Raw genomic sequence first — 16,953 nt, 5'->3', positions numbered from 1 at the left:
ACCAGACGCGAAGACAGGAAGCATAACTGGCCATGTCGCGAACTGAACCAGCAGTGTACGCCCAAAGCGAGACAATAGCACTCACGCCTGGGTGAATGTTTCATTGGCAAGCCACAATTGGCTGGCTAAACTGCGAACGAGCCCGGTCTGGTGCTGCCGGTCAACAGCGCCGCTAGCGACATATCTATTCAATTCCCCTGGGAGTGAACGATGAGCATTTTCGGAAAAATCATGAGCGCGATCTTCGGCACCAAGGCAGACGCGGCGCCGGCTCCTGGCGAAACGGCTGCAGGCGGCGCTGCCGCCGGCGGATCCGCAGCACCGGCGGCAACGATCGATGTCGCTCCGATCCTGGACAAGGCCGTGGCCGCCAAGGGCGAGAAGCTGGAGTGGCGCACCTCGATCGTCGACCTGATGAAGGCGCTCGACATCGATTCGAGCTTCACGGCGCGCAAGGAACTCGCCAAGGAGCTTGGCTACACCGGCGACAGCAATGATTCGGCGAGCATGAACATCTGGCTGCACAAGCAGGTGATGACCAAGTTCGCCGCGAATGGCGGCAAGCTGCCGCCGGAAATCAAGCACTGACGCTTTCGTTCTGATCGAATACGCAAAAGGCCCGCGGTGACGCGGGCCTTCTTCGTTTTGGAATACGTGCGACCGTGCCCGTTCAGGGATACGGCCGGCGCCCACTGTAGCTGCGGCTAGCGAGTTCGCCGCGGCTGACGCCGATATCGCGGAGCATACGGTCGTCAAGCCGGCTGATGCTTGCGAGTTCGGATCGATGGCGGGCGTATCGCCTGAAGACGGCAATCAAAGAGATCAACATGGTCTGTTCCTGTTCGGTAGGTGAGAGGCACCTCTGCGGTGCTGATGGCCGTTGGTCGCAAGCTGACGTGCCGCGGTTCACTGCGTTGCAGCAACGGTGCCATGCAATTTGTGCGAAAACGCTGTAAAGACAGCGTTCGAACAAGAAACGCCAAACAGGGAGAGAACGATGAACAGCTTCGACCGCAGAACCATTCTAACGACCGGAGCGCTCGCGCTGGCGGGCGCGGCGGCAAGCGCGCCGGCCGATGCGCAGGCCGGTCCGAAGTCGCTATTCCCGGTGCCGGCGACGACGATTCCGATCGTCGGCGAGACCGACGTGTTTCAGGTCCGCCGCATCTATTGCATCGGGCGCAACTACGCCGCGCACGCGCGCGAAATGGGATCCGATCCAACCCGCGAGCCGCCGTTCTTTTTCCAGAAGCCTTCGGATGCGATCCAGAACGTCGCGATCGGCAGCGTGGCCGACCATCCCTATCCCTCGCTGACCAAGAACTATCACTACGAGGTCGAACTGGTGGCGGCGCTGAAATCGGGCGGCACCAACATCCCGGTGGAGAAGGCGCTCGACCACGTCTATGGCTATGCGCTCGGCCTCGACATGACGCGGCGCGATCTGCAGCGCGCGATGGGGGACGAGAAGAAGCCCTGGGAGATCGGCAAGAGCTTTGACCGTTCTGCCGTGCTCGGCCCGATCCACCCCGCCGCCAAGACCGGACATTTCACCAAGGGTGCGATCTCGCTGGCGCTGAACGGCACCGTCAAGCAGAACTCCAACCTGCAGAACATGATCTGGAGCGTTGCCGAGCAGATCGCCAAGCTGTCGGAGGCTTTCGAGCTGAAGGCCGGCGACATCATCTATTCCGGCACACCGGAAAATGTCGGCCCGGTCGTGAAGGGTGATGTGCTGCTGTGCAAGCTGGAAGGGCTGCCGGATATGTCGATCCGGATAGCCTGAGAAGCGCGCAAAACGGCTAAGCCTTCAAATCCGCGAATTGCGGATTTTTGTGCAGATAGTCGACAACAAACCCGCAGCCGGCGATCACCTTGTGGCCGTCGGCGCGAATCAGTTCCAGCGCGCCCCTGACCAGTTCGGAGGCAATGCCGCGGCCGCGCAGCGCCCTCGGCGTCTCGGTATGGGTAATGATCACCGCCGACGGCGTCAGCCGGTAATTCGCAAAGGCGACCGCGCCGTCGGCGTCGAGTTCGAAGCGGCTTTGGGCCTTGTTGTCACGGACGGTCATACGAGAAATCCCTGCGATTCACATCATTCATCCAAATTCATTTAGGCATGTGAACCCCGCGATGCAAACGAGCGACCAAGGGAGAAATCGCTTGCCGGGGTGACATCATGCGCATTTTGACCTGTTTGACCGCGTCGCTGCTGGGTGCAGCCTCGATACTCGCCCAAGCGCCTGCGGCTTCAGCGGAAGCTGACCGGAGCTGGCAGGCCTGTATCGGCGCGACCACCGCGCCGAACGAGAGGGTGACGGCCTGCAGCGTCGTGATCGATGGCAGGACCGAGACCGGCAAGCGGCTCGCCGGCGCCTATTGCAACCGCGGCCACGGCTTGACCGAGAAGCGCGAACTCGACGCCGCAATGGCCGATCTCGATGAGGCGATCAAGCTCGATCCGGACTATGCCTGTGCCTATACCAACCGCGGACGGGTCCACGCCCTCAAGCGCGATCTCGACCGCGCCACGGCCGACTATGACGCGGCGCTCCGCATCGATCCGACCTTTGCGCTGGCCTACAACAACCGCGGCGACGCCTTTTTCAACAAGGGCGATCTCGACCGCGCGTTGACCGATTTCGACGCCGCCATCAAACACAACCCATCGCTCGCGATCGCCTACGGCAATCGCGGCTACCTCTATTATCGCAAGCGCGACATGGCCCGTGCGATTGCCGACTACAGCGTTCAGATCAAGCTGAAGCCGGATGTGCTGGCCTATATCAACCGCGGCAATGTCTACCGCGATACCGAGCAGCTTGAGCGCGCCGCCGCCGACTATGGCGCGGCGACGAAAATCGCCCCGACCGATGCGCGGGGCTGGCGCAACCGCGGCATGATTCGGCTGTACCAGGGCGACACCAAGCGCGGCATTGCCGATTACGGCAAGGCGTTGCAATACGATCCGGCCGACGCCTATTCCTGGAACAACCGCGGCCATGCCAAGCTGCGGCTGGGCGACAAGGCGGGCGCGATCGCGGATTTCCGCAAAGCCCTGGAGATCAATCCCGGCCTGCGCACCGCGCGCGACGGCCTGCAGCAGCTCGGCGCAGCGCAATAGATTGGTTGGTGGTATTGCAACCGGTTAGGGTGTACCTACGTCCTGTGAAGACATACGCCCCGATGCGGCCGGAAGTGGTTCGAGATCGGAATTGTCAGGGGTGGCCGACCGCTGACGTATGCCTCTTTTTCACGGGAGGTTTCTATGTCGGACTTTCGTTTCTTCAGTAAGCATCGATCGTGGGAAGACTGGTTCGGCATGCTGCTGGGCGTGCTGATCGTGGTGTCGCCCTGGTTTCCGCTGCAGCCGGCCAACGAGGTCATGACCGCCGATCGCAGCACCATGATCCTCAATACATTCGTGGTCGGCATGCTGGTATTCGGCCTCGCCCAGCTGGAGTATGTCGCATTGCAGCGCTGGGAGGAGGTGGCCGAGATCGTCCTCGGGCTCTGGCTGATCGCTTCACCGTGGCTGTTCGGCTATTCCGGCGACCCGTTTCTCCCGGTCTGGCACCCGATACTCGGCGCCATCGTGGCGCTGCTCGGCGCGCTTCAGCTGTGGCAGGATTGGCACCTGAGCGACCAGGAACTCGCCAAGCATCCGCAGTGAATCCTTGCACACGGACCTGCCGGCCCGTCACCGGCAGGTCTGTGGTTTCAGCGGGGTAAGTGGTCGGGCATCTGCGGGATCGACCACGGCTTTCGGGTTCCTGGGGAGAGGTCAGCGCACGCCGGTCCCCTTGCAGCGCTGGCATTTCACGACATTGTCGCCCTTCTTGACCAGGCCCTTGCCCTCGCAGTTCTTGCATTTCTGCTTCTTCTTGATGTTCGGGCCTTTTTCATTGGCCATCATGATCTCCCGGCGACATTTGGTTGATTGCACCATGAGCCAGCCATGCGGCCGCGTCTACAAGCACGCGCCGCCGCTGGCAGCGGCCGGGCTTTCTGCTAACGTCCGGCTGGGACGTTCAGATCAGTTTTTGAGAAGCGGAACGATGATGATTTTGCCTGGCTTGTGCAGTGCGGCGGTGCCGACATGACGGGAACCGTAACCACAGCCGCGCCGCGCGGCGGCCTGGCGCGGATGTCGAACCGGGTGATGAATCTGGCGCATCTGGTGACCCAGAATGCCCGCCGCCATGGCGATCGCGTCGGCTTTGTCTGGGGCGAGCGAACCTGGACCTGGCGCGAGATCGACCGCGCCGTCTCTGCGCTGGCGGCGGCGCTTTCCGAACGCGGCCTCGTCAAGGGTGACCGGCTGCTGGTGCATTCCAAGAATTGCGACGAGATGTTCTGGTCGATGTTCGCGGCGTTCCGACTCGGCGTGGTCTGGGTGCCGACCAATTTCCGCCTGATGCCGGACGAGGTTGGCTATCTCGCCACCGCCTCCGGGGCCAAGGGGTTTTTGTGCCACGGCGATTTCCCGGAGCATGCCGCCGCGGCCGCGAATCCCGCGCTGGAATTCGTCTGGCGGATCGGCGAGGGCGCCTTTGGCGAGAAGTCGGTGAGCGCGGCCATTGCGGCGCATGCGGACGCCAACGTCGTCAATACCGCGGTCGAGTATGACGATCCCTGCTGGTTCTTCTTCACCTCGGGCACGACGGGGCGCTCCAAGGCCGCGGTGCTGACCCACGGCCAGATGGCCTTCGTGGTCACCAACCATCTCGCCGATTTGATGCCCGGCACCACCGAGCAGGATGCCTCGCTGGTGGTGGCGCCGCTGTCGCATGGCGCCGGCGTGCACCAGCTGGTGCAGGCCGCGCGCGGGGTGCCGACCATCCTGCTGCCATCGGAGAAATTCGATATCAACGAGGCGTTCCGGCTGATCGAGGCGCACCGCGTCAGCAACATTTTTACGGTACCGACTATTTTGAAGATGATGGTCGAGCATCCCGCGGCCGATCGCTACGATCATTCCTCGCTCCGCTTCGTCATCTATGCCGGCGCGCCGATGTACCGCGAGGACCAGAAGGCCGCGCTGAACAAGCTGGGCAAGGTGTTGGTGCAGTATTTCGGCCTCGGCGAAGTCACCGGCAACATCACGGTGATGCCGGCCAGCCTGCACGATCCCGAGGACAGCCCGCACGCGCGCATCGGCACCTGCGGCTTTGAGCGCACCGGCATGCAGGTCTCGATCCAGGGCGATGACGGCCGCGAACTCAGGCCGTTCGAGACCGGCGAGATCTGCGTGATCGGCCCCGCCGTATTCGCCGGCTATTACGACAACCCCGATGCCAATGCGAAGGCGTTTCGCGACGGCTGGTTCCGCACCGGCGATCTCGGCCATATGGACGAGGAAGGTTTTGTCTACATCACCGGCCGCGCTTCCGACATGTACATCTCGGGCGGATCCAACATCTACCCGCGCGAGGTCGAGGAGAAGATATTAACTCATCCCGGGATCGGCGAAGTCGCGGTGCTCGGGGTGCCCGACCCGTTCTGGGGCGAAGTGGGCGTCGCCGTCTGCGTGCCGCGCGAGGGCGCCGCTGCGGTGAGCGAGGCAGAGCTGGCCGCGTTCTTGTCGCCGAAGGTGCCGCGCTACAAGATGCCGAAGCGTTTCTTCTTCTGGGAGGCGCTGCCGAAATCCGGCTACGGCAAGATTCCGAAGCGGCTGGTGCGCGACGAACTGGAGGCGCGCGGGCTGCTTGACCTGACCAAGGACGATGCGCCGCGATGACGACGGCGAAGCCACATCGCGCCGCGGCTGAGCCAATGCGCAGCATCGTCCAGCCGGGCCCGCCCAACCCTGAACGCATCCAGTGGGTCGAGGCGCGCGGCCGCGCGTTTTCGTTCACGCTGCAAGCCGGTCTGCCGCTGCTGGAAGCCGCGCGCCGCGGCTTTGCCGAGGCCGGATTTGCCGGCGGCGTGCTGAGCATGCGGGGCGGGGCGCTCGGGCCGTTCGCCTATGTGATGCCGGCGCTGTCGAAGACCGGCGCCAACGCCGCGTTCTACAGCGACACGTTCCGGCCCGATGGCGTCACGCAACTCAAATTCGCGGCGATGACGCTGGGAGAGCGCGACGGCGCGCCGTTCTTCCACTGCCATGGCCTGTGGACCGAGACCGATGGCGATTTGCATGGCGGTCACATCCTGCCCGAGGAGAGCATCGTCGCCGAACCGTTCGCGGTGGAAGCGTTCGGGATCGACGGTGCGATGTTTACCGCCGAGGTGGATGCCGAGACTAACTTCAAACTGTTCGGGCCGGTGCCGCGCGAGGCCACCGATGCCAACGCCGGCAGCCGGGCCTTTGCGCTGCGGTTGCGGCCAAACCAGGATTTCGCCTGTGCGCTGGAATCGTTCTGCCGGCAGCACGCCATCTTCAATGCCCGAATTCATGGCGGGGTCGGCAGCACGATCGGCGCCCAGTTTACCGATGGCCGCTGCGTGGTGCCGTTCGCGACCGAGATCGCGATCCGCGCGGGCACCATCACGTCAACCGCGGATGGTACGCTGGAGGCGGCGCTCGATATCGCGCTGGTGGATTATCTCGGCGGCATCGCCGAAGGCCGGCTGGTGCGCGGCGACAACCCGGTGCTGATGACGATGGAGCTGGTGCTCGAGGTGCTTTGAGCGGTGTGACGAGCACGCTCGCGCCAATTTCTGATTTGAATTTCAGACAGCCACTTCCGTCATCGCGAAGGTGCGGCTCCACACATAACTGTCGTCCCGGCGAACGCCGGGACCCATGCCGCGTGATTTCTCAATTGAAGGTCGGTAACAGAGACCTTCAAAACTACTCCCTGGGGTTATGGGTCCCGGCGTTCGCCGGGACGACGTGGAAATAGTTTCGCCTTCTCGCGGCGCAATGCGCCCGAGGTTTGCCAAGAATTTCCTTGCCCCCAAATCCAGAGGGCGCAGGGAATGCCGGATGCGCGCTGCACCCGCGATCTCGTGTGCGAAGTGCACAAACAAAGGTGCACACGAGCATACAGGGCAGCGGAGAACATCCGACATTCCCTGCGCAATGGCTTTACGGCTTATAACGAGCTCTCCCCGGTGAGCCTATACTCTGTTGCCACCGTCGCTGCGCCGAAATGAATCCGACGCAACTTGACGCCAGCCTAAGGGCGTCAGGACCACACGTCTTTGCCGTACGCTCTCGTGCCGTTCGTTATCGGCACTACCAGCGTCCACCGCGACCCGTCCCAACGATCGTGACGATCATGATACGCCCCTCTGGCGGGACGGGATAGGCGAAGATATAAACCGGTTTTCACTTCTGGAAAAGCGAAATATTTTTTATTTCGGGGCTTGACACGATTCTGTAGATCAGAAGTGATTTGCCCGTCGGGCTATATGTTGTGGTTTAGCGACCATTCGCGCACATCGTGGTAATACGGCTTATGGAAGTGCATCAGCGAGCGTGGACGGACGACGATCAAGCCATCCGGAAGCTTTCTGCCGGCGATGGACGGTTACGCCTGAACATAGGCGGTCGCTTCATCTGCGAGAGCGACGAACACGACGACCGGATGTCGGCGGCGCTTGCGAATGAGGGGCTGAGCCTTTGCGATAGCGGACAATGCGAGATCGTCGGCTTCCGGCAAGTTCATGCCGACGAGACCGCGCTTCGCCTTGCGATCGCCGAGATGCGCCAGCTTGCCGTTCGGCTCGGCTATCGATTGATCTCGGTCGAAGCCGGCGATTTCGAACGCGGCACGGCCACGGTGCTTGCCTGCGAGGCGGGCTACATTCCTGGTGGGAGGATGAAGGGCCTGCCCGCGTTACCTGAAGTCTGACTCAAAAAGAAATCAATGGCTTTACGGCTTATAACGAGCTCTCCCCGGAGAACGGCTCTTTTGCCTCCGTTGCGCCCCGGAAGCTATTGCCTCCAGGTGCATTGACGCCAGCAACGCGGCGTCGGGACCACACGTCTTTGCCGTACGCTCTCGTGCCGTTCGTTATCGGCGCTACCAGCGTCCACCGCGACCCGTCCCAACGATCGTGACGATCATGATACGCCCCTCTGGCGGGACGGGATGGGCGAAGATATAGCCTGGTTTATCATTCTGGAAAAGCGAATTATTTTTAAACTCTAAAATTTTTGGCTTGACACCGTTTCTGTAGATCAGAAGTGATTTGCCCGTCGGGTTATTTTGTCGCAGTCCCGGATTTGTGCGTCGTCATCCCCGATGCGCAACTGCGCATCTGGGGCTCGCGCCAAAGGCGCGCTTCCCCTGTCTGCTTGGGGGTACGTGAGGCTGTGCCTTTGCTCGGTGACTTCGGGCACATTCAAATCTGGGAAAAGCCGCAGCGATCAGGAGTTCTCTTTTCGTTATTGATTTCAGTCCGCCACACCTATTGGATGTACAGACCCTCCGTCGTCAGGCCCTGCATGAGTAAAAAGCGAAACCGCGTCATCGATATGCCCGCGCCGTATCTCCGTCGCGTCTGGCTCGATCCGGCAGAAATCACCGACCGCGAGGCCTATCCGTTCTGCCTGCCGTTCCTGCGCGACGGGTTCGAACTGGAGTTCGACCGGCCGATCACGATCATTGCCGGCGAGAACGGGACCGGCAAATCCACGCTGCTGGAGGGCATCGCTGTGCTCTCGGGTTTTGACGACGCGGGCGGCGCCAAGGGCTACCGGGCCGTCGACCACTCGGACGCGAAGGAGGTCATGGGAGGCGAATTGTCCGAAGTCCTGCGCGGGAGCTGGCTGCCGAAGATCACCAATGGCTGGTTCTTCCGCGCCGAGACCTTCTTCTCGATTGCCAGATATCTCGACTCGGTCGGCAGCAGCTCGGACTTCCTGTCCTATTCGCACGGCGAGGGTTTTTTGCGCTTCTTCGAAGAGCGCTGCCAACGCCAGGGTCTCTTCATCTTCGACGAGCCCGAGGCCGCGCTGTCGCCGGCACGGCAGATGGAATTCCTGAAGCTGATGTACCGCATGGAGCAATCGACGCATTGCCAGGTCGTGATGGCCACGCACGCGCCGATGCTGATGGCCTATCCCGGCGCGCGGTTGCTGCGGCTGACCAAATACGGCCTGGAGCCCGTGAGCGTCGAACAGACCGACCATTACAAGGTCACGCGCGAGTTCTGCAACGATCCGACAGGTTTTGTCGAAGCCGTGATCGACGAATGGACGCCGCGCCGACGGGGCGATCACCAGTTTTGATGGCTCAGTAGGGCGGGTTCTCTTTAACCCGCCGCGCTTCACGCGAGATGGCGGGATAAAGAGAACCCGCCCTACAAGCTACGAGTTGGATACGCCAGCGTCAGCAAAAAGTCCCAGCCTGAACCCCGCGATGGCCGCTGCCGCCGCGGAGGTCAGTCTGGAAGATGATGTCGATTACGGGCGGTCGAGCGGACGGCGGAGGTCGCCGGGCCCGGAAAAGACGCGACCGATGGCGCGAATAACGTCGCCAAACCAGTTCCCGCCGCTGATCGCCTCGAGCTCGGCATCCGTCAACACTTCGATTTCCGAGTTCTTCTGTTCCATGTTCTGCATTGTGGTGCTCCCTTTCAGATCGGGCGGACCATTCCGCCGTTGATGGCAGGACAATGCCGCAAGACGCTTCGCGTCGCTGTGACGGGGGTCACATGAGGTGGCTGGGCCGCCGACGAGAGATGCGGGAGAAGTAGGTACGCTAGCGTGGAGCGAGAGCTGGCTTCAAGGCACAAACGGATCATCAACATGCCAGCGCCGTATCTCCGGCGAATCTGGCTCGAGCCGTCGCGCATCGCCGACCGCGCGGCCTATCCGTTCTGCCTGCCGTTTCTGGGCGATGATTTCGAGCTGAGCTTCGACCGACCGATCACCATCATCGTCGGCGAAAACGGCACCGGGAAATCCACCTTGCTCGAAGGGATCGCCGTGCTGGCGGGCTACGATGAGGCCGGCGGCGGGCAGGGCTATATGGCGGTCGATCATTCCGATGCGATCGAGAAGATGGGCGGTGAGCTGTCGAAGGCGCTGCGCGCGGGCTGGCTGCCGAAGATCAATAACGGCTGGTTCTTCCGCGCCGAAAGTTTCTTTTCGGTCGCGCGATACCAGGACAAGGTCAATACCGAAGTCATCCCGGGCGTCCCAATGGGTACTCCGCCGGACTATCTTTCGCACTCGCATGGCGAGGGCTTCCTGAAATTCTTTGAAGACCGATGCAAAAGCCAGGGCATCTTCATCTTCGACGAGCCGGAATCGGCGCTGTCGCCCGCGCGCCAGCTGGAATTCCTGAGACTGATGCGGCGAATGGAAGAGTCCACGATCTGCCAGGTCGTGATGGCCACGCACTCGCCGGTCCTGATGGCCTATCCCGGCGCGCGGCTGTTGCGGCTGACGAAGTACGGATTGGAGCCGGTGACCGTCGAAGCCACGGATCACTACAAGATCATGCGAGAGTTTTGCGATGATCCGGCTGGATTTGTCGAGGCAGTGCTGGCGGGTGCTTCGTAGGGTGGGTAGAGCCAACGGGTCGCGCGAATGCGCGCCCGATGACAGGCTCCGCGAAACCCACCGTTTGGCGATGGGTTTCGCTTTGCTCTATCAATCCTGTACCCTTCTGGCGTTCGCCTACCCGACGCAACGCCGCGCGTCCCGGCGGCGCCACAAACCAGCCTCCTTTGGTGTGAAAATGCGCTGCGATAACGCCGCCGCGCGCCTGCGCGGCAATAGAAACTATGAGGAAACGACATGAGGATGACGACCACGAGGGTGGGGGCCGTAGTGGCGGCGCTGGCAGTAATGGGGGTAGCCTGGGCGCATGGGCCAACCCGCCAGAAGGTGCGGGAATCGATCGAGATCAACGCGCCGCCGGCCAAGGTGTGGGCCATGATCGGGAGTTTCCAGGACATGAGCTGGCTGCCGCCGGTCGGCAAGACCGAGGGCGCGAAAGGCAACGAGATCGAGGCCACGCGGCGGCTGACGCTGGCGGACGGTGCGACCGTCGATGAGGAGCTCTACAAGTACGATGCCGAGAAGATGACTTATTCCTACCGGATCACGGCCGTCGACGTGAAGGTGCTGCCGGTCACCAACTATTCGTCCACCCTGACGGTCACGCCCAGCGCCGACGGCAAAGGAAGCAGCCTGGAGTGGGCCGGCGCGTTTTACCGCGGTTTTCCCAACAACGATCCGCCGCCAGAGCTGAGCGACGAGGCCGCCGTGAAGGCGGTGAGGGGACTCTATAAAGCTGGCCTCGAGGCGCTGAAGAAGAAGGTCGAAAGCGGAAGCTGATCGTGCGGGCCATCGTTCTGGCGGCTGCGGTCGCCAGCATCGGCACGGTTTGGGCCGCCCGGGCCGAGGAGGCGTTCGTCACTAATCAGCTCAGCGAAAATCTCACCGTGGTTGACCTCGCGACGTCGCGGCCGGTCGCGACCATCGCGATAGGCGGCAAGCCGGCGGGCGTCGCCATCACGCCGGATGGACGCTTCGCCTATGTGACGAGCCCCGACGCCAAGGCACTCACCGTGGTCGATGCCGCCGCACGCCGGGTCGTCGGCAAGATCAACGTCGGCGGTGGTCCGCTCGGCGTTGCGGTGGCGCCGGATGGCGGCGCGGTCTATGTCGCCGACTGGTACGCCGCGGCGGTGCGGGTGATTGATCCGAAAGAGCAGCGCGTGATCGCCGATATCGCGGTCGGCGCATCGCCGTCGGGGCTTGCGGTCACACCAGACGGGCGGCTCCTGCTCTCGGCGGACCGCGATGCCGACAGCGTATCCGTCATCGATACCGCGACGCGCGAACGCCGGGCGGTCATCAAAGTCGGCACGCGCCCCTTCGGCATCACGATCGATGCGGACGGCCGGCGGGCCTACACCGCCAATGTCGGATCGAACGACGTCTCGGTGATCGACATCGCCGCTAGCAGCGAAATAGGGCGCGTGAAGACGGGCCTGCGCCCCTACGCGGTCGCACTCGCCCAGGGCCGCGGCTTCGTCAGCGACCAGTATGACGGCACCGTCAGCGTGTTCGATCTCGCCACGCTGGCGCCGGTCAAGCGCATCAATGTCGGCGATTATCCGGAAGGAATCGCGGCGACGGCGGACGGCAAGCAGATCATCGTGGCGAACTGGGAGAGCAACTCGATCAGCGTGATCGATGCGGTCGAGCTGAAGGTGACCGGTGAGATCAAGGTCGGCGACGGGCCGCGGGCGTTCGGGACGTTTTTACGGCGATAGTCAGCACTAGTCTGGGATGGTGCTCCGCGGCAACCGGACGCGCGCGCATGCCGGGCTCGTTGGTGCTACAATGCCGGGAGAACAGAGAAAAACAGGGAGGATGCCATGCAGCATACCCTGGTGCCCAGTGACCGCGTCGAGCACGCGAGCGTCTACGAACGAGACGGCGCAAAACTCGGCACGATCGAACGACTGATGCTGGACAAGGTGAGCGGAACTGTCGCGTATGCCGTGATAAAAACCGGCGGACTGCTCGCCAGCCACCACCACTATCCTGTGCGGTGGGACGCACTCAGGTTTGATCCCGCGCGTCAGGCCTTCGTGGTCGAGCTGACGTTGGAGGACCTGCGCGCTGGCCCGTCCGAGCTCGATGAAGATGACTTCGACTGGGGCGACCGCTCGCGATCCTACCCGCACCCGCACTATTGGACGGTGTAAGTAGGTTAGCGGGGTTGGCTCCACGGGTCCGCGTGGCGCGCCAGCGGCGGATTACGCACCGCTATTCCGCAACGTGCTATTGCGCGCTACTACAAAGGTTAACCGTCATGGCTCCTGTCATACATCCCGGACGTCTGTTGAAGCGCGAACTGGCTGCCCGCAAGCTAAGTGCCAACCGTCTGTCGCTCGATATCGGCGTGCGCTCGGGCCGCGTCACCGACATTCTCAACGGCCGTCGTTCGATTACGGCCGATACCGCGATGCGCCTTGGACGTTACCTTGGCAATGGTCCACAGTTCTGGCTCGACTTACAGGGGCAACATCGCCGTCGTTGAGCGGAAGAGGGCGCGGAGATCGCAAAGAGGGTGAGACCGGCGGACGCAGCGGGGGCATGCGCTATCTATTCCGCCCTACGAGCTATATTGATTTTCGGCGAGCCTTCTTGGCTGGACTCGATTGTGAAGCCGGCGTTTTTGACCTCTCGCTGTAGGCTGCTAGGGAAATCTTCCGATATCGAGCAACCCCCTCCATCAAACTCTTACGGTTTAAATCGGTATCAAGAAGATCAGCGAACTCGGGAAGGTGGTTGAACAGCGACCAGTCTTCGTGTGGATTCAATCCTGTATGGCATGTGTCGCAAAGTGTGATGAGATTTTCTGGTTCGCTAAGGCCATGATTTCCAGAGGGGCGGATATGATGAACGTGAAGTTCTAAATCTACGTGGTCGTCCGGTCGTCGTCCGCATATTTTGCATCGACGGCCGTCGCGCTTAAGGACTTCCATTCTGACCTTAGGAGTCGGGGCTCGATTCAGTGCTGACGGCTCGACCGACTTCAGAACCTTAAATCCCGCTATTCCGTGGGGTGCGACCGCGACTGGCTTCAAAAGGTCCGTGAGTTTTTTCTCCGCAACGTCCTTTTCAATCAGTGCGTTTCCTCCACTGATCAGAAATACAAAGAGGTCTTCGTACGAATGAACGAAAACAAACGGTAGCTTTAGAGATTTCCAATTCTCGGCAAATTCCGCTGTGAGAAGCCGTGGTCCCCGAAGCTCCCAGCCTCGCTTACTGGCTTCCCAGCCCACAAACGAAGACTGCAAGCCATAGTCGATTTTTCCGCCAATATCTCCTGTAAGCGTAAGCGCATAATAGGTGCATTCATTCTTACCGGAGTGCATCCTTTCCCAGCGCTGTTTCAATGGTAGCTTCAAGCCATCAGCACTCACGATGCAATCCCTCTACTCCGCCGCCTCACTCGCTCCCGCACTCTTCCGCGGCTTCCCTGCCGCCCGCTTCAGCACCGGCGCCAGAAACTTGCCGGTGTAGCTCCGCGGCGCCTTGACGATATCCTCGGGCGGGCCCCAGGCGACGATTTCGCCGCCGCCGTCGCCGCCTTCGGGGCCGAGGTCGATGACCCAGTCGGCGGTCTTGATGACTTCGAGGTTGTGCTCGATCACGACCACCGTATTTCCCTGCGACACCAGCTCGTGCAGCACTTCAAGGAGTTTGGCGACGTCGTGGAAATGAAGCCCGGTGGTCGGTTCGTCCAGGATGTAGAGCGTGCGGCCGGTGGCGCGCTTTGACAGCTCTTTTGCCAGTTTGACGCGCTGGGCTTCGCCGCCGGAGAGGGTGGTGGCCTGCTGGCCGACATGGATGTAATCGAGGCCGACGCGGTGAAGGGTCTTGAAAGTTTCGCGGACGCGCGGGACGGCCTTGAAGAACTCGGCGGCTTCTTCCACGGTCATGTCGAGTACGTCGGCGATACTCTTGCCCTTGAACAGGACTTCGAGCGTCTCGCGGTTGTAGCGCTTGCCCTTGCAGGCGTCGCAGGTGACGTAGACGTCGGGCAGGAAGTGCATTTCGATCTTGATGACGCCGTCGCCCTGGCAGGCCTCGCAGCGGCCGCCCTTGACGTTGAACGAAAAGCGCCCGGGCTCGTAGCCGCGCGCCTTGGCTTCGGGCAGGCCGGCGAACCATTCGCGGATCGGCGTGAACGCGCCGGTGTAGGTCGCGGGGTTCGACCGGGGTGTGCGGCCGATCGGCGACTGGTCGATGTCGATGATTTTGTCGATATGCTCCAAGCCCTCGATGCGGTCGTGGGGTGCTGCGCCCTCGCTGGCGTTGTTGAGTTTGCGCGCGATCGCCTTGTAGAGCGTGTCGATCAGCAGAGTCGACTTGCCGCCGCCGGAGACGCCGGTGACGCAGGTGAACAGTCCCAGCGGAATTTCCGCCGAGACGTTTTTCAGATTGTTGCCGCGGGCGTTGATCACCTTGATGGTGCGGCGATGGTTCGGCGGCTTGCGCTCGGGGATCGCCACCGACAATTCGCCGGTGAGATATTTGCCGGTCAACGACTTCGGATTGGCCATGACCTCGGCGGGCGTGCCCTGCGCCACGATGTGGCCGCCATGCATGCCGGCGCCGGGGCCGATGTCGAGCACGAAATCGGCGAGGCGAATGGCGTCCTCGTCATGCTCGACCACGATCACGGTATTGCCGAGGTCGCGCAGCCGCTTCAGCGTCTCCAGCAGCCGCGCATTGTCGCGCTGGTGCAGGCCAATTGAAGGTTCATCCAGCACATAGAGCACGCCGGTGAGACCCGAGCCGATCTGCGAGGCGAGGCGGATGCGCTGGCTTTCGCCGCCGGATAGCGTGCCGGAGGCGCGCGCCAGGGTCAGGTAATTGAGGCCGACATCGAGCAGGAAGGACAGCCGCTCGCGGATCTCCTTCAGCACGCGCACGGCGATCTCGTTCTGCTGCGCGTTGAGCGCTTTCGGCACACTCTCGAACCATTCGCCGGCGCGCTTGACCGAGAGTTCCGAGATTTCGCCGATATGCTTGCCGCCGATCTTGACGCACAGCGCTTCCGGCTTCAGCCGGTAGCCGTGGCAGCCCTCGCAGGGGATGTCGGAAAAATACTTTGCCAGCTCCTCGCGCGCCCACTCGCTCTCGGTCTCGCGAAACCGGCGGTTGAGGTTGGTGATGACGCCCTCGAACGGTTTTTTGGTGTCGTACGAGCGCACCCCGTCCTCATAGGAGAACTTGATCTCGTCGTCGCCGGAGCCGTGCAGGATGGCGGCCTGCGTCTTCTTCGGCAGGTCCTTCCACTTGGTGTCGAGCGTGAACTTGTAGAATTTGCCGAGCGCGGTCAGCGTCTGGATGTAATAGGGCGAGGACGATTTGGCCCACGGCGCGATCGCGCCCTTGCGCAGGGTCAACTCCTTGTCGGGGATGACGAGGTCCTCGTCGATATGCTGCTCGACGCCGAGGCCGCCGCAGGCCGGGCAGGCGCCATAGGGGTTGTTGAACGAGAACAGCCGGGGCTCGATCTCCGGAATGGTGAAGCCGGACACCGGGCAGGCGAATTTTTCCGAGAACAGAATTCGTTCCGGTCCGCTCTTGTCGTGGATTTTTGCGGTTTTCTTGTCGGATTTCTTCTCGTCGGCGGCGCCCGCGGGCGCATCGGCGTATTCGATCACCGCCAGCCCCTCGGCGAGTTTTAAGGCGGTCTCAAAACTTTCGGCGAGGCGCTGGCCGATGTCGGGGCGTACCACGATGCGGTCGACGACGACGTCGATGTCGTGCGGGAATTTCTTGTCGAGTGTGGGCGCATCCGCGAGCTCATAGAAGCTGCCGTCGATCTTGACGCGCTGAAAGCCCTTCTTGAGGTATTCGGCGAGCTCTTTCTTGTATTCGCCCTTGCGGCCGCGCGCGACCGGCGCCAGCAGATAGAGCCGCGTGCCCTCGGGCAGCGCCAGCACACGGTCGACCATCTGCGACACCAGCTGGCTTTCGATCGGCAGGCCGGTTGCCGGCGAGTAGGGCACGCCGACGCGCGCCCACAACAGGCGCATGTAGTCGTAGATCTCGGTGACGGTGCCGACGGTGGAGCGCGGGTTTTTCGACGTCGTCTTCTGCTCGATCGAGATCGCCGGCGACAGGCCGTCGATCTGGTCGACGTCGGGCTTCTGCATCATCTCGAGGAATTGGCGCGCGTAGGCGGACAGCGACTCGACGTAGCGGCGCTGGCCCTCGGCATAGATGGTGTCGAAGGCGAGCGAGGATTTTCCCGAGCCGGACAGGCCGGTGAACACCGCCAGCTTGTCGCGGGGAATCTCGACGTCGATGTTTTTCAGATTGTGCTCGCGCGCGCCGCGGATTGTTATCGCGCGCGTTCCCGAGCCGGCGTTAGTTTGGCGCTTCGCCCTCAGCACTTCATCCATATCGGCATTTCCAGGCGCGTGAAGGCGCGCCACGTTGGGCGCGCATCGCCGGGACAAGACCGGAGCGGGCGCCGATGGCAGAAAGCTGGAACGTAGGAAGAACGGGCC

General features: G+C 62.3%; 19 protein-coding genes. 13 read left to right on the top strand and 6 right to left on the bottom strand.

The features are described from left to right. The first annotated feature begins 210 nt into the window (after window positions 1-210). Entirely contained in the window at window positions 211-588 is a 378-nt protein-coding gene (locus tag ACSQ84_RS18760; RefSeq protein ID WP_436213200.1) for a DUF3597 domain-containing protein, read from the top strand. Between the two features lie 82 nt (window positions 589-670). On the opposite strand, the gene ACSQ84_RS18755 is transcribed toward ACSQ84_RS18760, so the two are convergent. Next, window positions 671-829, bottom strand: a complete 159-nt coding sequence (locus ACSQ84_RS18755) for a DUF1127 domain-containing protein (RefSeq protein ID WP_436213199.1) — start codon at window positions 827-829, stop codon at window positions 671-673. Between the two features lie 168 nt (window positions 830-997). Between ACSQ84_RS18755 and ACSQ84_RS18750 the strand changes: the two genes are divergently transcribed. Beyond that, window positions 998-1,786 (top strand): fumarylacetoacetate hydrolase family protein, encoded by a 789-nt coding sequence (locus ACSQ84_RS18750; protein WP_436213198.1) that lies wholly within the window; start codon window positions 998-1,000, stop codon window positions 1,784-1,786. Between the two features lie 16 nt (window positions 1,787-1,802). Here ACSQ84_RS18750 and ACSQ84_RS18745 read toward each other — a convergent pair whose 3' ends face one another. Then, window positions 1,803-2,072: a GNAT family N-acetyltransferase gene (locus ACSQ84_RS18745; protein WP_436213197.1), complete on the bottom strand. Its 270-nt coding sequence runs from the start codon at window positions 2,070-2,072 to the stop codon at window positions 1,803-1,805. A 107-nt stretch (window positions 2,073-2,179) separates the two neighbouring features. On the opposite strand from ACSQ84_RS18745, the gene ACSQ84_RS18740 reads away from it, so the two are divergent. Continuing rightward, window positions 2,180-3,124 (top strand): tetratricopeptide repeat protein, encoded by a 945-nt coding sequence (locus ACSQ84_RS18740; protein WP_436213196.1) that lies wholly within the window; start codon window positions 2,180-2,182, stop codon window positions 3,122-3,124. Window positions 3,125-3,268: 144 nt separating this feature from the next. Continuing rightward, window positions 3,269-3,673, top strand: coding sequence for an SPW repeat protein (locus ACSQ84_RS18735; RefSeq protein ID WP_436213195.1), 405 nt, complete (start codon window positions 3,269-3,271; stop codon window positions 3,671-3,673). Window positions 3,674-3,784: 111 nt separating this feature from the next. Here ACSQ84_RS18735 and ACSQ84_RS18730 read toward each other — a convergent pair whose 3' ends face one another. Further along, entirely contained in the window at window positions 3,785-3,913 is a 129-nt protein-coding gene (locus ACSQ84_RS18730; RefSeq protein ID WP_283813479.1) for a hypothetical protein, read from the bottom strand. Window positions 3,914-4,099: 186 nt separating this feature from the next. Here ACSQ84_RS18730 and ACSQ84_RS18725 point away from each other — a divergent pair, with 186 nt between their 5' ends. The 4 genes from ACSQ84_RS18725 (at window position 4,100) to ACSQ84_RS18710 (ending at window position 9,184) form a co-directional block, all read left to right on the top strand. After that, window positions 4,100-5,740, top strand: coding sequence for an acyl-CoA synthetase (locus ACSQ84_RS18725; protein ID WP_436213194.1), 1,641 nt, complete (start codon window positions 4,100-4,102; stop codon window positions 5,738-5,740). 35 nt (window positions 5,741-5,775) lie between these two features. Then, a complete protein-coding gene (locus ACSQ84_RS18720) occupies window positions 5,776-6,633 on the top strand; it encodes a PCC domain-containing protein (RefSeq protein WP_436213193.1) in 858 nt (285 codons plus the stop codon). A 773-nt stretch (window positions 6,634-7,406) separates the two neighbouring features. Continuing rightward, window positions 7,407-7,802 (top strand): hypothetical protein, encoded by a 396-nt coding sequence (locus tag ACSQ84_RS18715; protein WP_436213192.1) that lies wholly within the window; start codon window positions 7,407-7,409, stop codon window positions 7,800-7,802. Window positions 7,803-8,398: 596 nt separating this feature from the next. Continuing rightward, complete coding sequence (locus tag ACSQ84_RS18710) at window positions 8,399-9,184, top strand: AAA family ATPase (RefSeq protein WP_436213191.1); 786 nt, start codon at window positions 8,399-8,401, stop codon at window positions 9,182-9,184. 174 nt (window positions 9,185-9,358) lie between these two features. Here the strand turns inward: ACSQ84_RS18710 and ACSQ84_RS18705 are convergent, their stop codons facing one another. After that, window positions 9,359-9,517 (bottom strand): bacteriocin, encoded by a 159-nt coding sequence (locus ACSQ84_RS18705; protein ID WP_436213190.1) that lies wholly within the window; start codon window positions 9,515-9,517, stop codon window positions 9,359-9,361. Window positions 9,518-9,703: 186 nt separating this feature from the next. Between ACSQ84_RS18705 and ACSQ84_RS18700 the strand changes: the two genes are divergently transcribed. The 5 genes from ACSQ84_RS18700 to ACSQ84_RS18680 all read left to right on the top strand — a co-directional run bounded on the left by ACSQ84_RS18700 (window position 9,704) and on the right by ACSQ84_RS18680 (window position 12,959). Further along, window positions 9,704-10,462: an AAA family ATPase gene (locus tag ACSQ84_RS18700; protein WP_436213189.1), complete on the top strand. Its 759-nt coding sequence runs from the start codon at window positions 9,704-9,706 to the stop codon at window positions 10,460-10,462. Between the two features lie 237 nt (window positions 10,463-10,699). Continuing rightward, window positions 10,700-11,242 (top strand): SRPBCC family protein, encoded by a 543-nt coding sequence (locus tag ACSQ84_RS18695; protein WP_436213188.1) that lies wholly within the window; start codon window positions 10,700-10,702, stop codon window positions 11,240-11,242. A gap of 2 nt (window positions 11,243-11,244) precedes the next feature. Further along, on the top strand, window positions 11,245-12,186 hold the full coding sequence (locus ACSQ84_RS18690) for a cytochrome D1 domain-containing protein (RefSeq protein WP_436213187.1): 942 nt from the start codon (window positions 11,245-11,247) through the stop codon (window positions 12,184-12,186). A 105-nt stretch (window positions 12,187-12,291) separates the two neighbouring features. Then, window positions 12,292-12,624 (top strand): PRC-barrel domain-containing protein, encoded by a 333-nt coding sequence (locus ACSQ84_RS18685; RefSeq protein ID WP_436213186.1) that lies wholly within the window; start codon window positions 12,292-12,294, stop codon window positions 12,622-12,624. 107 nt (window positions 12,625-12,731) lie between these two features. Beyond that, window positions 12,732-12,959 (top strand): HigA family addiction module antitoxin, encoded by a 228-nt coding sequence (locus ACSQ84_RS18680; protein ID WP_436213185.1) that lies wholly within the window; start codon window positions 12,732-12,734, stop codon window positions 12,957-12,959. A gap of 82 nt (window positions 12,960-13,041) precedes the next feature. Here the strand turns inward: ACSQ84_RS18680 and ACSQ84_RS18675 are convergent, their stop codons facing one another. Together ACSQ84_RS18675 and uvrA are read right to left on the bottom strand one after the other, a co-directional pair. Further along, window positions 13,042-13,848: an HNH endonuclease gene (locus ACSQ84_RS18675; RefSeq protein WP_436213184.1), complete on the bottom strand. Its 807-nt coding sequence runs from the start codon at window positions 13,846-13,848 to the stop codon at window positions 13,042-13,044. 12 nt (window positions 13,849-13,860) lie between these two features. Beyond that, the gene (uvrA, locus tag ACSQ84_RS18670; RefSeq protein ID WP_436213183.1) at window positions 13,861-16,845 is read right to left on the bottom strand and encodes an excinuclease ABC subunit UvrA; all 2,985 of its coding nucleotides are present in this window, start codon (window positions 16,843-16,845) and stop codon (window positions 13,861-13,863) included. Window positions 16,846-16,953: the final 108 nt, after the last annotated feature.

The organism is Bradyrhizobium sp. LjRoot220 (assembly GCF_964252915.1).
Lineage (GTDB): Bacteria > Pseudomonadota > Alphaproteobacteria > Rhizobiales > Xanthobacteraceae > Bradyrhizobium.
This window is presented reverse-complemented; position numbering and strand designations above follow the sequence as displayed.

What these genes read in the sequence shown, in the direction of transcription:
- ACSQ84_RS18760 (WP_436213200.1), top strand. Translation starts at nt 211, where the DNA reads ATGAGCATTTTCGGAAAAATCATGAGCGCGATCTTCGGCACCAAGGCA.
- ACSQ84_RS18755 (WP_436213199.1), bottom strand. Translation starts at nt 829, where the DNA reads ATGTTGATCTCTTTGATTGCCGTCTTCAGGCGATACGCCCGCCATCGA.
- ACSQ84_RS18750 (WP_436213198.1), top strand. Translation starts at nt 998, where the DNA reads ATGAACAGCTTCGACCGCAGAACCATTCTAACGACCGGAGCGCTCGCG.
- ACSQ84_RS18745 (WP_436213197.1), bottom strand. Translation starts at nt 2,072, where the DNA reads ATGACCGTCCGTGACAACAAGGCCCAAAGCCGCTTCGAACTCGACGCC.
- ACSQ84_RS18740 (WP_436213196.1), top strand. Translation starts at nt 2,180, where the DNA reads ATGCGCATTTTGACCTGTTTGACCGCGTCGCTGCTGGGTGCAGCCTCG.
- ACSQ84_RS18735 (WP_436213195.1), top strand. Translation starts at nt 3,269, where the DNA reads ATGTCGGACTTTCGTTTCTTCAGTAAGCATCGATCGTGGGAAGACTGG.
- ACSQ84_RS18730 (WP_283813479.1), bottom strand. Translation starts at nt 3,913, where the DNA reads ATGGCCAATGAAAAAGGCCCGAACATCAAGAAGAAGCAGAAATGCAAG.
- ACSQ84_RS18725 (WP_436213194.1), top strand. Translation starts at nt 4,100, where the DNA reads ATGACGGGAACCGTAACCACAGCCGCGCCGCGCGGCGGCCTGGCGCGG.
- ACSQ84_RS18720 (WP_436213193.1), top strand. Translation starts at nt 5,776, where the DNA reads ATGCGCAGCATCGTCCAGCCGGGCCCGCCCAACCCTGAACGCATCCAG.
- ACSQ84_RS18715 (WP_436213192.1), top strand. Translation starts at nt 7,407, where the DNA reads ATGGAAGTGCATCAGCGAGCGTGGACGGACGACGATCAAGCCATCCGG.
- ACSQ84_RS18710 (WP_436213191.1), top strand. Translation starts at nt 8,399, where the DNA reads ATGAGTAAAAAGCGAAACCGCGTCATCGATATGCCCGCGCCGTATCTC.
- ACSQ84_RS18705 (WP_436213190.1), bottom strand. Translation starts at nt 9,517, where the DNA reads ATGCAGAACATGGAACAGAAGAACTCGGAAATCGAAGTGTTGACGGAT.
- ACSQ84_RS18700 (WP_436213189.1), top strand. Translation starts at nt 9,704, where the DNA reads ATGCCAGCGCCGTATCTCCGGCGAATCTGGCTCGAGCCGTCGCGCATC.
- ACSQ84_RS18695 (WP_436213188.1), top strand. Translation starts at nt 10,700, where the DNA reads ATGAGGATGACGACCACGAGGGTGGGGGCCGTAGTGGCGGCGCTGGCA.
- ACSQ84_RS18685 (WP_436213186.1), top strand. Translation starts at nt 12,292, where the DNA reads ATGCAGCATACCCTGGTGCCCAGTGACCGCGTCGAGCACGCGAGCGTC.
- ACSQ84_RS18680 (WP_436213185.1), top strand. Translation starts at nt 12,732, where the DNA reads ATGGCTCCTGTCATACATCCCGGACGTCTGTTGAAGCGCGAACTGGCT.
- uvrA (WP_436213183.1), bottom strand. Translation starts at nt 16,845, where the DNA reads ATGGATGAAGTGCTGAGGGCGAAGCGCCAAACTAACGCCGGCTCGGGA.